The following is a 12,546-nucleotide window of genomic DNA, read 5'->3' on the forward strand; positions in this document are numbered from 1 at the left end:
ATGTCCATAGCCCCGCTGTGGAGGTGTGTGAGGGTGCAGAATCGTTCCTGTGACCCTGCCTTTCTTCGTCTACGGCACGCTTCGCCCCGGCGAGGTCAACCACGACCTCTTCCTGCGCGGCCGCACCTCCGCCGAGGAACCGGGCCGGCTCGCGGACGCGGTGCTGTACGACGGCCCGGGCTATCCGTACCTGGTCGAGGAGCCGGGCGGCGGCGTCGTGAGCGGGGAGCTGGTGACGGCGCTGCCGGAGGCGTACGGGGCGCTGCTTGCGGAGTTGGACCGGCTGGAGGAGTACGTGCCGGGGGATCCGCGGAGCCTGTACGTGAGGGTGGAGCGGAAAGTCGTCCGGGCGGCGGACGGGGCGGCCGTCCGGGCGTGGGTCTACGTCGCGGGACCGGGGGTGGCAGCGGGGCTGCGGGGCGCCGGGCGGCGGATCGCGGGTGGGGACTGGCGGGGACGGGGGCCGGGGCCGGGACGGGGGTGAGGGCGGGGCGCGGGGCGCTCCGCGCGGGCGGCACGGCGTTCGCGGGCCGCAGGGCGGCTGCAGGCCGTGCGGCGGCTGCGGGCCGTCTGGGGCTACGGGCCGTCTGGGGCTGCGGGCCGTCTGGGGTTACTCGCGCAGTTCCCCGCGCCCCTGGGGGGCCGCTGAGGGCGGGGCGCGGGGGGCTCCGCACGGGCGGCACGACGTTCGCGGGCCGCAGGGCGGCTGCAGGCCGTGCGGCGGCTGCAGGCCGTCTGGGGCTACGGGCCGTCTGGGGCTGCGGGCCGTCTGGGGTTACTCGCGCAGTTCCCCGCGCCCCTGGGGGCCGCTGAGGGCGGGGCGCGGGGGGCTCCGCACGGGCGGCACGACGTTCGCGGGCCGCAGGGCGGCTGCAGGCCGTGCGGCGGCTGCAGGCCGTCTGGGGCTACGGGCCGTCTGGGGCTGCGGGCCGTCTGGGGTTACTCGCGCAGTTCCCCGCGCCCCTGGGGGCCGCTGAGGGCGGGGCGCGGGGGGCTCCGCACGGGCGGCACGACGTTCGCGGGCCGCAGGGCGGCTGCAGGCCGTGCGGCGGCTGCAGGCCGTCTGGGGCTACGGGCCGTCTGGGGCTGCGGGCCGTCTGGGGTTACTCGCGCAGTTCCCCGCGCCCCTGGGGGCCGCTGAGGGCGGGGCGCGGGGGGCTCCGCACGGGCGGCACGACGTTCGCGGGCCGCAGGGCGGCTGCAGGCCGTGCGGCGGCTGCGGGCCGTCTGGGGCTGCTCGCGCGGTTCGCCGCGCCCCTGGGGCTGGCGCTTCGCGCCGCCCCCGGTGGGGTCAGGCCGTGTACGGCCGGCTTTCCCGGGCCTGCCGCAACGCCCGGCCCCACCACACCAGTTGGTCCAGCATGGTCTTGGCCGCGGCGTCCGGGGCCGTCGGGTCGCGCAGGGTGCCCTGGTCGTCGAAGGACGCGCCGGCATGGTGGAAGGAGACGGTGTCGCGGACCGTCACGGCGTGGAGTTCGGCGAAGACCTGCCGGAGGTGCTCCACGGCGCGCAGGCCGCCGGACAGTCCGCCGTAGGAGACGAGGGCGACGGGCTTGGCCTGCCACTCGGAGTAGTGCCAGTCGACGAGGTTCTTCAGGCCCGCCGGGAAGGAGTGGTTGTACTCGGGGGTGAGGACCACGAAGGCGTCCGCGCGGGCGAGCTTCGGGGTGATGCCGGCCAGCGCGGCGGTCGCCTCCGGGGTCCGTTCGAAGGACATCGGCAGCTCGACCTCGCCGACGTCCACGACCTCGGCGACCAGGTCGTCCCGGCCTCGGAGGCGGTCCAGGAGCCAGTCGGCGACGACGGGCCCGAAGCGGCCGTGACGGTTGCTGCCGACGACGAGGGTGACGTTGAGGGGGCGGAGGGCACGGTCGGCAGAGGACTGCCCACGCCCGGCAGTGTTGGTTGCGGCTGTGTTCATGCCGCACAGACTCGTACCTCAACCTTGCTTCAGGTCAAGCCCCGGCCCACGGAACCGGGTCACCCGTTCACACCCGCCCTCCGCACTTTTCCGCGCCCCGCCCGCCATACACCCCGTGACCTGGCGAAACACCCCTGACGGGCCGTCGGGCCCGCCGCCCCTGACACCCATTCACCCCAATTCTGACGCCGCCTCAGAAAGCGCGGCCGCCCCGCAGCCCGTTACCTCGGAAGGGCAGGCGCACGACCGACCAGCGCGAAGGAGCACCGATGCGACGTACCGCCCGGCCGCTGACCGGTACCGCGCTCGCCGTCGCCGCCGCGGCCCTCGCCGCCGCCCCCGCGTACGGCGCGCCCGCCGGTGACCTGGAGGTGTCCCCGTCCTCGGTCGTGCCGGGCGGGCAGGTCGCGGTGCGCACGGCGGCCTGCGGCGCCGGCGGTACGGCGACGGGTGACGCCAGCGCGGTCGGGGCCGGTTCCCTCGGCCTGGCGCCGGGGCCGCACGAGCCGGACGCGACCGGCCGGTTCAGGGTGCCGCCGAGCGCGCAGCCGGGGACGTACGAGATCACCGCGACGTGCGCCGGGAGCGGCCGGCGGGTCACCGGTGACCTGGTGGTCACGCTGGCGTCCGGGCACGAGCAGGTGCATCCCCGGGGGAGTGTGAAGACGGGGGTCGGTGGCGCTCTGGGCCCCGATCCCGTGCAGACCGCGGCCGGTGTGGCGGCCCTCGCCGTCGCCGCCGCGGGCGGTACCTGGCTCCTGCATCGCCGGGCGAGAGGCGACGGGATCTGACGGACACCCTCCGCTGTCCGTCGCCGGTACCGCTGTCCCCTCCCCCTCCGGGTCCGACGCCCCTCGCGGCCCGGAGGGGGTACGGGGCCGCAGCTCAGAAAGGGTGGGTATGCGCAGGTTCCCCAGGTACGGCAGCGGCGTCCGCAACCCCGCGAACGCGGCCATGGCGGCCGTCACGGTGTTCGCCCTGTGCTCCGGGGTGTGGCTGCTGCGCGACGGCGTCGAGACGCACGCCCCGCCACAACCGTCCGCCGCGCAGGCCCGGGCCGGACAGGAGCAGGCCGCCGTCCCCGCGCTGCCGCCCTCGCCGCCCGACCGGATCCGCATCCCGGCGATCCGCGTGAACGCGCCCCTGACCGGGCTCGGCCTGACGAAGACCGGCAGCCTCGACGTACCGCCGGCCGCGCGCGAGAACCTCGCCGGCTGGTACGAGGCCGGCACCACCCCGGGCGAGAAGGGCACGGCGATCGTCGCCGGGCACGTCGACAACGCCGAGGGACCCGCCGTCTTCTACGACCTCGGTGCCCTGACCAAGGGCAGCACGATCGAGGTGGACCGGCGGGACGGCAGCGTCGCGGTGTTCACCGTCGACGCCGTGGAGGTGTACGCCGCGAAGGACTTCCCCGACGAGAAGGTCTACGGCGCCGCCGACCGCCCCGAGCTGCGCGTCATCACCTGCGGGGGCGGCTACTCACGCGGCACCGGTTACCAGGGGAACGTCGTCGTCTTCGCGCACCTGACCGGCAGCCGGTGACCCTCCCGCTCCCAGGACGTTGGCCCTCCCCCACTCCCCCAGCGGCTCCAGTGCCGCGTTCAGCGAGCGGCCCCGGGCGGTCAGCGAGTACTCCACGCGCGGCGGGACCTCGTCGTACGCCTCGCGGTGCACCAGCCCGTCGGCCTCCATCTCCCGCAGGTGCGAGGCGAGCACCTTCTCCGTGACGCCCGGCAGCTCCCGGCGCAGCTCGCCGAAGCGGCAGGGCCGCTCGTTCAGCGCCCACAGGATGAGCACCTTCCACTTGCCGCCGATCACGTCCATCGCCGCGTCGATGCCGCAGACGTACCCGCCCGGCCGCCGTTCCCTCGTCCCCATGCCCTGGACCTCCCCTGCCGCTGCCTGCACCCTTCCCCCGGGGTAACCACCCACTTCGAAGTACGTACTTGAGCAGGCCCTCCCCTGCGACGAGCCTAAACGCCATGACCGACAACGCAGTTGCCTCCCGTACCCCGCTCACCCTTCTCGGCGCCGGAGCCATGGGCACGGCTCTCGCCCGCGCCTGGCTCGCCGCCGGTCACGAGGTGACCGTCTGGAACCGCACGCCCTCCCGCGCCGAGGCCCTCGCCGCCGACGGCGCCACCGTCGCCCGGACCGCCGCCGAGGCGGTGGCCGCGCACCGGCTGGTGATCACCTGCCTGCTCGACGACGCCTCCGTGGACGGGGCCCTCGACGGGGCCGACCTCACCGGGCGGGATCTGGTGAACCTCACCACCGGCACCCCTGCCGAGGGCCGGGCCCGGGCCGCCTGGGCGGAAGCGCGCGGTGCCCGTTTCCTGGACGGCGGGATCATGGCCGTACCGCCGATGATCGGCGTCCCGGACTCCGGCGGTTACGTCTTCTACAGCGGCTCCCACGAGATGTTCGAGGAGCACCGCGCCACCCTCGCCGTCCCGGCCGGCACCCGTTACGTCGGGGCCGACCCGGGCTTCGCCGCGCTGCACGACGTGGCCCTGCTGAGCGCGATGAACGGCATGTTCGCGGGCATGGCCCACGCCTTCGCCCTGATCGGCCCGGAGGACATCGCCCCGAAGGACTTCGCCCCGCTGCTCGTCGACTGGCTGACCGCGATAGCCCCGGCAGCGCACCAGACCGCCGACCAGCTGGAGAGCGGCGACTACACCAAGGACGTCGTCTCCAACCTCGCCATGCAGGCGGCCGGTATCCCCACGTTCCTGCGCACGGCCGAGGAACAGCACGTCAGCCCCGAGCTGCTGACGCCGTACCTGGAGCTGATGAAGAGGCGGGTGGACCAGGGGCACGGCGACGAGGACGGGACGGGGATGATCGAGCTGCTCGATCTGCGGCGCGGCGCCTAGCAGCCGCTGTCGCACGGAAAGCGGAAGCCGCCTGGGGGCCGCAACCGCCGGAGCAGGGGAAGAGGGCCGCTGGCACCACGCAGCCGGCCCCGCACCGGAAGCGGCAGCCGCCGGCACCGGCCCACGGTGTTCCGCGTCCCGGAACAAGGAGTGGCCTATCGCGGTGGTGGTGTCTAAACCGGTGTACAACCGCCGCTTCCGCTTCCCTCTGGAGGTACCCCGTGTCGACCAGGCTCGACAACGCAAGCCCGGACACCGTGCCACCAGCGGTGGTCAAGGCAGCCGACCTGCTGGCGGAAGCCGCCCGTACCGGGGCCGCCTGTCCGCCGGTGCGCACGCTGTTCGACGACGGCGGCGATCTGGAGACCGCGTACGCCGTTCAGCAGCTGAACGTCCGGCGCGCCCAGGCCGTCGGCCGCCGGATCGTGGGCCGCAAGATCGGCCTCACTTCCGCGTCCGTGCAGCGCCAACTGGGCGTGGACCAGCCCGATTTCGGGGTGCTGTTCGCGGACATGGCGGTGGCCGACGGCGGCCGGGTGCCGGCCGGACGGTTGCTGCAGCCCAAGGTGGAGGCCGAGGTCGCGCTGGTGCTCGGCCGTGATCTGCCGCACCGCGAGTGCACCGTGGTGGACGTGCTGCGCGCGGTCGACTTCGCACTCCCGGCTCTGGAGATCGTGGACAGCCGGGTGCGGGGGTGGGACATCACCCTCGTCGACACGGTCGCCGACAACGCCTCCTGCGGGCTGTACGTCCTCGGCGGCGTCCCGCTGCCGCTCACCGGTGTCGATCTGCGCGCCGTGACGATGAGCATGACGCGGAACGGCGACACCGTCTCGGAGGGCAGCGGTGCCGACTGTCTCGGCGGCCCGCTCAACGCGGCCGTCTGGCTCGCCTCCGCCCTGGCCGAGCGGGGCGACCCGCTGCGCGCCGGAGACCTGCTGCTCACCGGAGCCCTGGGGCCGGTCGCTCCCGCCGGCCCCGGTGACCGGTTCGAGGCGTCCCTCAGCCACCTGGGCACCGTGGGTGTCGAGTTCACGAGTGAGAAGAACGCAGCATGAGTGCACGAACCAAGGTCGCCGTCATCGGCTCGGGCAACATCGGCACCGACCTGATGATCAAAATGCTGCGGCTGTCGGAGACCCTCGACATCGCGGTGATGGCCGGCATCGACCCGGACTCCGACGGCCTGGCCCGCGCCCGCCGGCTGAAGGTGGCCACGACCCACGAGGGCGTCGAAGGACTCGTCCGGCTGGACGAGTTCGCGGACGTCGAGATCGTCTTCGACGCCACGTCGGCCGGCGCACACCGGCACCACGAGGACGTACTGCGCCCGCTCGGCCGCACCCTCGTCGACCTCACTCCCGCCGCGATCGGCCCGTACGTGGTGCCGCCCGTCAACGGCGACGTCCACATCGACGCGCCGAACGTCAACATGGTCACCTGCGGCGGCCAGGCCACCATCCCGGTCGTCGCCGCCGTCCGCGCGGTCACCCCCGTGCACTACGGCGAGATCGTCGCCTCCATCTCCTCCCGCTCCGCGGGACCCGGCACCCGGGCCAACATCGACGAGTTCACGGAGACCACCGCCTCGGCCATCGAGCGGGTCGGCGGCGCCCGGCGCGGCAAGGCGATCATCATCCTCAACCCGGCCGAACCCCCGCTGATCATGCGGGACACCGTGCACTGCCTGGTCTCCGACTGCGCCACCGAGTCCGTCACGGCATCGGTCGAGGACATGGTCACGCGCGTGCAGGAGTACGTGCCCGGCTACCGGCTCAAGCAGAAGGTGCAGTTCGCGAAGGTGGCGGCCGACGACCCGCTGCGCACCCTCGCCCCCGGCGCGGGCGAGGTCCTCAGGGTCTCGGTCTTCCTGGAGGTCGAGGGCGCCGCCGACTACCTCCCGGCCTACGCGGGGAACCTCGACATCATGACCTCGGCCGCGCTGCGCACCGCCGAACGCATGGCCGCCCACCGTGCCACGGAGGTGGCCTGAAGATGACCCGCCTGTACGTCCAGGACGTCACCCTGCGGGACGGCATGCACGCCGTCCGGCACCGCTACACCGTCGACCAGGCCGCTACGATCGCCGCCGCCCTGGACGCCGCCGGGGTCGCCGCCATCGAGATCGCCCACGGTGACGGGCTGGCCGGCTCCAGCGTCAACTACGGCGTCGGCTCCCACACCGACTGGGAGTGGATCGAGGCGGTGGTGGGCGCCGTGCGCCGGGCCGTCCCCACGACTCTGCTCCTGCCCGGCATCGGAACGGTCCACGACCTCAAGCAGGCGCACGCCCTGGGCATCCGCTCGGTGCGCGTCGCCACGCACTGCACCGAGGCCGACATCTCCGCCCAGCACATCTCCGCCGCGCGGGAGCTGGGGATGGACGTCGCGGGGTTCCTGATGATGTCCCACCTGGCCGAACCGGCCGAACTCGCCCGCCAGGCCAAGCTGATGGAGTCCTACGGTGCCCACTGCGTGTACGTGACCGACTCCGGTGGCCGGCTCACCATGGACGGGGTCCGTGACCGCTTCCGCGCCTACCGCGACGTCCTCGATGCGGCCACGGAGCTGGGCATCCACGCCCATCACAACCTCGCCCTGGGCGTGGCGAACACCGTCGTCGCCGTCGAGAGCGGTGCCGTGCGCGTCGACGCCTCGCTCGCCGGGCAGGGGGCAGGCGCGGGCAACTGCCCCTTGGAGGCGTTCATCGCGGTCGCCGACCTGATGGGCTTCGAGCACGGCTGCGACCTGTTCCCGCTGATGGACGCCGCCGACGATCTCGTACGTCCGCTGCAGGACCGCGAGGTACGGGTGGACCGCGAGACGCTCACGCTCGGCTACGCGGGCGTGTACTCCAGCTTCCTGCGCCACGCCGAGACCGCCGCCGCGCGCTACGGGCTGGACACCCGCAGCATCCTCGTCGAGGCCGGCCGGCGGCGCATGGTCGGCGGCCAGGAGGACATGATCACCGACATCGCGCTGGATCTGGCCGCACAGCCGCAAACCGCTTCCTGACGCGCGGAGCCGAGGGGCCTGCCGGTGCGCCGTCGGCGCACCGGCAGGCCTCCGGCCTTGAACCGGCGCGTGAGCGCTCGGACGTCGCGGTCACCTCAGTCGTTGACAGTGCCTCGCTGAGCGGTGAGCGCGACCCGGGTCGGGAGGTCCCGGAACCGGGCCCGCTGTTCCTCGCTCAGCTCCGCGAGCAGCCGCGCTTCGGCGGCCGCGACCTCGGCTCGCATGCGCTGCGACTGCTCCCGGCCCTCGTCCGGCAGGATCACGTGGCGACACCGCCGGTCCTGCGGATTCTGCCGTCGAGACCGACCTGACCGGCCAGTTCGAGTTGGGCGGGCCGCAGCGCCCCATCACTCACATCATGCCCCGCTGTTACCCGGCTCACTTTTCTTGTCGGTAGATGTTCTGTTGTGCATACTATCTTCATCGCAGCAGAAACCCATGTTGGAGGACCGCACCATGAACCTGTTCCGCCTCGACGCGAGCATCCGCACCGAAGGATCGGTGAGCCGCGCCCTCGCCGACACCGCCGAGCAGGCCTGGCTCGCCGAGCACCCCGGCGGCGTCGTGACCCGGCGCGACCTCGGCGTCGAGCCCCTGCCCGGGGACGCCTGGACCGCGCTCGCCCACGAGGTCGTCAACCCGGCCGCACCGGCCCCGAAGGAGGCGCACGAGCTCCTCGACCGCCTCGGCGCCGAACTCCTCGAGGCTGACGCGTTCCTGTTCGCGGTGCCGATGTACAACTGGAACGTCCCGGAGCAGGTCAAGACCTGGATCGACCTGATCCTGAAGCACGACCAGGTGGGCATCCACGGTGACCAGCCGCTGAAGGGCAAGCCGGCGCTCCTGACGCTGAGCCGGGGCGGCGGCTACGGGCCCGGCTCCCCCAAGGAGGGCTGGGACTACGCCACGCCCTACCTGCGCCGGATCCTGGCCGACGTCTTCGGCCTCGACCTTCAGATCGCCGAGGCGGAGCTGACCCACGCGTTCTGGAACCCGGAGATGGCGCACCTGCGCGAGCTGGCCGAAAAGTCGATGAAGACCGGGCACGAGGATGCCGCCGAGCACGGGCTGCGGATCGCCAAGCTGATCAGGGCCTGACCGCCCCAGGGCCTGTCTCGCGGATCACCCGAGGTGCGGGCCCCCGCACCGATCCGCGAGACAGGCCCTTGAACGATCGTTCCCAAGGCGTTCGTGAAAGGACTGCACATGGGCAATGGAGCCGCAGTGCGGGAGACGGCCGTTCCGTCGTCGGTCATGCAGAAGGCGTTCGACCTGCTGGAAGTGTTCCGTCACGGCCGCGTGTTGACGCTGAGCGAGGTGGCGCGCCGCGCCGGTCTGCCGAAGTCGACGGCCTACCGCGTCCTCGGGATGCTCGTCCGGGTGGGAGCGGTCGAACACGAGGGCACCGGTTACCGGATCGCGTTCCGGATGATGGCCATCGGTGCGGCCTCGCCCGAAGGGGCGGTCCGCCACGTCGCGCTTCCGTACCTGCTGGATCTGCACCGGGCCGTCGGGCACACCATCCATCTGTGCGTCCTGCGCGGCCCGGAGGTCGTCTATGTGGAGAAGCTGTACACGCCGCGGGCGCGGTTGTTCGCCACGGAGGTCGGGATGACGCTGCCCGCTCACTGCACGAGCGTGGGCAAGGCTCTGCTGGCCTACACGGACCCGGAGCTGGCGGGGGCACCCCCCACGGGCCGTCTGCGCGGGCTCACCGCGCGCTCGGTGCGGGATCCGGTGCTCCTCCGCCGTGAGTTGCGACGTGTCCGGCAGCAGGGGGTCGCCACCGACGTCGAGGAGGCGGCGCCCGGACGGTCGTGTGTGGCCATGCCGATCGTCCTCGGCGGCGAGGCGGTGGCGGCGGTGTCGATCGGTTTCCCCACCGAACACGGATCGGCTGATGTGTTCGTGCCGCCCCTGCGGCGGACGGTGTCGTCGATCGTCCGAGCACTGCCCGGTGTCCTGACATGACAGGGCCGATCGCCGGGCGGCCGGCCACAAGGCAACCAAGTGCTCGTCGCACTACAGCTGACGAGCCACTTCGAAAGGAATCCCGATGCATATGTCACGCATTCGCTCCAGGGTGGTCACCCTGGGTGTCATAGCGGCGGGCGTCGTCGCGCTCGGCTCCGCGACCGCGCTCCCCGCCGACGCGGCAACCAGGTACTGGACGGTCCAGGGGACCGGATCCACGCCGGCCGCGGCCAAGAAGGCCGCCGACAAGAAGTGCACCGATGCCGGAGGGCGCCCGGACTCGTGGGCGGGCTACGTGCAGACGTCCGGTGGCTGGACCGCGATTGAGCAGTGCTCCAAGTAGGGTTGCGGATGACGGCACTTGACCTGCGAAAGCGCAGGTCAAGTGCCGTTTTTTGCTGTGCGTCAACGTGGCTGAGGAAGAACACACGCAGGGCCGGCGAAACGTGTGCCGGTTCCCGGAACACGCGCTTCGTCGGTCACGGTCCCGCGCCATAGCGTTTCCAACGCCACCAGCTCAGCCGGCGCCCCGATCGACGCGCCGCTCAACGAGGAGGAGACGAGTGGCCACCGACGCCTTTCCCTCCCCAGCCCCCCAGAACGAGCCCCCGTGCTGATCGTGGGCGCGGACCGCGGACCGTGCGTCGGCGCTGTACGGCCTGCCCGTCGTCGTCCGCGTGGTCGGGTCGGACCGCGCCTACCGGGATCCGCTCGGGGAATGGGCGAGCGTGCGCGGCATCGAGGACGACGGCTGCCTGCTCGTCCGCCCCGACGGACACATCGCGTGGCGCGCCCGCTCCGGCCCCGCTCCGGACGCTCTTCTCGACGCCGTCGCCCGCACGCTCCAGATCCCCGCCCCCCAAGACGGCCGGGCCGCCGGAAAGACCTTCGCCACCGCAACTCACTGACCAGCCCCGACACCCTGAGGAGAAACCACATGAGCGTCTTCACATCGCTGGGCTATGTCGTCGTCCGCGGTTCACTCGACGAGTGGTCCCGCTTCGCCACCAAGACCATCGGCGCACAGCCCGTGCCGTCCGCCGCGGGCGAACTGCGCCTGCGACTCGACGAGTACGCGTACCGCATCCTCATCGAGGACGGCGAGCCCGCGGGCCCCGCGTCCCTGGTGGCACTGGGCTTCACCGTCCCGGACGCGGCCGCGCTCGCCGAGCTGGAAACCCACCTCGCGTCCCGTGGCGTCACGGTCCGCGAGGACGAGGACCTGCGAGTCCGCCGGGGCGTCGAGGGACTGCGGGTCTTCTCCGACCCCGAAGGCAACACGATCGAGGCCGTCCACGGCCTGCCGCTCGCCGACACCCCCTTCACGTCCCCCCTGGGCGTCCGTTTCGTCACCGGTGATCTGGGGGTCGGGCACGCCTTCATGAACAGTTCGGGCGACGCGCGCGAGGCCGCCGAGTTCTACCAGCGTGAGCTGGGCTTCAAGCTGAGCGACACGATCTCGATGGCCGAGCTCGGAGTGGAGGGGGACGGCTACTTCCTGCACTGCAACCCCCGGCATCACTCCGTCGGCTTCGGCCGCGGCATCGGCCCCACCCCGGGCATCGATCACCTCATGCTCGAAGTCTCCGACCTCACCACCGTCGGCCGCGTCATGGACACGATCAACGACGATCCCGACCACATCATCGTCACGCTGGGCGAGCACACGAACGACCACATGACCTCGTTCTACGTGACCACACCCTCGGGCTTCCAGATCGAGTACGGCTGCAACGGCCTGGTGGTCGACGACGACACCTGGCAGGTCGCCCACTACGAGGCGATCAGCACCTGGGGCCACAAGTACATCCCGGCCGACGCCTGAACCGCCGCCCTCGACGAAAGGAAAGCCATGTCCACGACCGAGGTCCTGACCGAAGCGGCGACCAGCAAGTACGTGCAGACGGCCAAGTGGAAGCTGCACTACAACGAGGCCGGTGACGGCCACCCCCTGATCCTGCTGCACGGCGGCGGAGCCGGCGCCGGCGGCTGGAGCAACTACTCCCGCAACATCCCCTTCCTTGCGCGCCACTACCGTGTCATCGCCATCGACATGCCCGGCTGGGGCAAGAGCGACACCGCCGTGCCGGGCGACCGCGACCACGTGGAGGCGCTGGAACTGGCCCTGGACGCCCTCGAACTGGACCAGGTCGCCATCGTCGGCAACTCACTGGGCGGAAGGACGGCGCTCCGCTTCACGGCGCACCATCCCGAGCGCGTCAGCCACCTGATCCCGATGGGCGCCCCCGCCCCGGGGGTCAACGTGCTCGGCCCGCCCAACGACAAGACGGACGGAATCCTCCCCCTGGTGCGGGCCTATTTCGACCCGTCGCCAAAGAACTTCCAGGCGATGGTCGCGGCGTTCGCGTACGACCCGGCACTCGCCGAGGACGCCGACCTCGCCCGCGCGCGGTCGGAGGCCGCCCTCGCCCGCCCCGACCACCTGGAGAACATGAGGCTCGCGCTGCCCACCGGGGACCTCAACGGCCCGCCGCAGCTGTTCCAGGACCTGGTGCCGCTGCTGGCCGAGCTCACCGTGCCCACGCTGATCGTGCAAGGGCGCAACGACCGCGCCGTCCACTTCGAGAACGCGCTGCGGCTGATGGCGATGATTCCGTCCTCCCGGCTGTACCTCATCAACAACTGCGGCCACTGGGCACAGATGGAACACTCCGAGGAGTTCAACCGCGTCGTGCACGAGTTCATCTCCGCACACTGACCCCCTCCGAACGGGCCCGTACGATCGTGCGGGCC

16 protein-coding genes are annotated in these 12,546 nt (G+C 72.3%); 13 read left to right on the forward strand and 3 right to left on the reverse strand.

Translation table 11 applies throughout. The features are described 5' to 3' along the window. Window positions 1-49: 49 nt before the first annotated feature. Window positions 50-484: a gamma-glutamylcyclotransferase family protein gene (locus C1703_RS12065; protein WP_114252199.1), complete on the forward strand. Its 435-nt coding sequence runs from the start codon at window positions 50-52 to the stop codon at window positions 482-484. Between the two features lie 807 nt (window positions 485-1,291). Here the strand turns inward: C1703_RS12065 and C1703_RS12075 are convergent. After that, the gene (locus tag C1703_RS12075; RefSeq protein ID WP_114252201.1) at window positions 1,292-1,921 is read right to left on the reverse strand and encodes an NAD(P)H-dependent oxidoreductase; all 630 of its coding nucleotides are present in this window, start codon (window positions 1,919-1,921) and stop codon (window positions 1,292-1,294) included. Window positions 1,922-2,190: 269 nt separating this feature from the next. Between C1703_RS12075 and C1703_RS12080 the strand changes: the two genes are divergently transcribed. Then, complete coding sequence (locus tag C1703_RS12080; RefSeq protein ID WP_114252203.1) at window positions 2,191-2,712, forward strand: hypothetical protein; 522 nt, start codon at window positions 2,191-2,193, stop codon at window positions 2,710-2,712. Window positions 2,713-2,821: 109 nt separating this feature from the next. Next, window positions 2,822-3,466 carry a class F sortase gene (locus C1703_RS12085; RefSeq protein WP_114252205.1) on the forward strand — a complete coding sequence of 215 codons (645 nt, stop codon included), beginning with the start codon at window positions 2,822-2,824 and terminating at the stop codon, window positions 3,464-3,466. On the opposite strand, the gene C1703_RS12090 is transcribed toward C1703_RS12085, so the two are convergent. Beyond that, window positions 3,404-3,802: a helix-turn-helix domain-containing protein gene (locus C1703_RS12090; RefSeq protein WP_114252207.1), complete on the reverse strand. Its 399-nt coding sequence runs from the start codon at window positions 3,800-3,802 to the stop codon at window positions 3,404-3,406. The two genes, C1703_RS12085 and C1703_RS12090, sit on opposite strands and share 63 nt — an antisense overlap. 104 nt (window positions 3,803-3,906) lie before the next feature. Between C1703_RS12090 and C1703_RS12095 the strand changes: the two genes are divergently transcribed. The 4 genes from C1703_RS12095 to dmpG all read left to right on the forward strand — a co-directional run bounded on the left by C1703_RS12095 (window position 3,907) and on the right by dmpG (window position 7,818). After that, a complete protein-coding gene (locus tag C1703_RS12095; RefSeq protein WP_114252209.1) occupies window positions 3,907-4,803 on the forward strand; it encodes an NAD(P)-binding domain-containing protein in 897 nt (298 codons plus the stop codon). Between the two features lie 221 nt (window positions 4,804-5,024). Further along, window positions 5,025-5,861 carry a fumarylacetoacetate hydrolase family protein gene (locus tag C1703_RS12100; RefSeq protein WP_198678144.1) on the forward strand — a complete coding sequence of 279 codons (837 nt, stop codon included), beginning with the start codon at window positions 5,025-5,027 and terminating at the stop codon, window positions 5,859-5,861. Beyond that, a complete protein-coding gene (locus C1703_RS12105) occupies window positions 5,858-6,796 on the forward strand; it encodes an acetaldehyde dehydrogenase (acetylating) (RefSeq protein ID WP_114252213.1) in 939 nt (312 codons plus the stop codon). The genes C1703_RS12100 and C1703_RS12105 overlap by 4 nt, the downstream gene beginning before the upstream one ends. Before the next feature lie 2 nt (window positions 6,797-6,798). Then, the gene (gene dmpG / locus C1703_RS12110) at window positions 6,799-7,818 is read left to right on the forward strand and encodes a 4-hydroxy-2-oxovalerate aldolase (protein WP_114252215.1); all 1,020 of its coding nucleotides are present in this window, start codon (window positions 6,799-6,801) and stop codon (window positions 7,816-7,818) included. A 95-nt stretch (window positions 7,819-7,913) separates the two neighbouring features. On the opposite strand, the gene C1703_RS12115 is transcribed toward dmpG, so the two are convergent. Continuing rightward, the gene (locus C1703_RS12115; protein ID WP_198678145.1) at window positions 7,914-8,081 is read right to left on the reverse strand and encodes a hypothetical protein; all 168 of its coding nucleotides are present in this window, start codon (window positions 8,079-8,081) and stop codon (window positions 7,914-7,916) included. A gap of 193 nt (window positions 8,082-8,274) precedes the next feature. On the opposite strand from C1703_RS12115, the gene C1703_RS12120 reads away from it, so the two are divergent. The 6 genes from C1703_RS12120 to C1703_RS12145 all read left to right on the forward strand — a co-directional run bounded on the left by C1703_RS12120 (window position 8,275) and on the right by C1703_RS12145 (window position 12,511). Continuing rightward, on the forward strand, window positions 8,275-8,916 hold the full coding sequence (locus C1703_RS12120; protein ID WP_114252217.1) for an NAD(P)H-dependent oxidoreductase: 642 nt from the start codon (window positions 8,275-8,277) through the stop codon (window positions 8,914-8,916). A gap of 108 nt (window positions 8,917-9,024) precedes the next feature. Further along, window positions 9,025-9,789 (forward strand): IclR family transcriptional regulator, encoded by a 765-nt coding sequence (locus C1703_RS12125; RefSeq protein WP_114252219.1) that lies wholly within the window; start codon window positions 9,025-9,027, stop codon window positions 9,787-9,789. Between the two features lie 91 nt (window positions 9,790-9,880). Next, complete coding sequence (locus C1703_RS12130; protein ID WP_157993101.1) at window positions 9,881-10,135, forward strand: hypothetical protein; 255 nt, start codon at window positions 9,881-9,883, stop codon at window positions 10,133-10,135. A 334-nt stretch (window positions 10,136-10,469) separates the two neighbouring features. Beyond that, window positions 10,470-10,700, forward strand: a complete 231-nt coding sequence (locus C1703_RS12135; protein WP_114252223.1) for a hypothetical protein — start codon at window positions 10,470-10,472, stop codon at window positions 10,698-10,700. Between the two features lie 29 nt (window positions 10,701-10,729). Continuing rightward, window positions 10,730-11,617: a VOC family protein gene (locus C1703_RS12140; protein ID WP_114252225.1), complete on the forward strand. Its 888-nt coding sequence runs from the start codon at window positions 10,730-10,732 to the stop codon at window positions 11,615-11,617. Between the two features lie 27 nt (window positions 11,618-11,644). After that, window positions 11,645-12,511 (forward strand): alpha/beta hydrolase, encoded by an 867-nt coding sequence (locus tag C1703_RS12145; protein WP_114252227.1) that lies wholly within the window; start codon window positions 11,645-11,647, stop codon window positions 12,509-12,511. The last annotated feature ends 35 nt before the right edge of the window (window positions 12,512-12,546 follow it).

Origin of the sequence: Streptomyces sp. Go-475 (genome assembly GCF_003330845.1) — a bacterium.
Classification (GTDB): Bacteria; Actinomycetota; Actinomycetes; order Streptomycetales; family Streptomycetaceae; genus Streptomyces.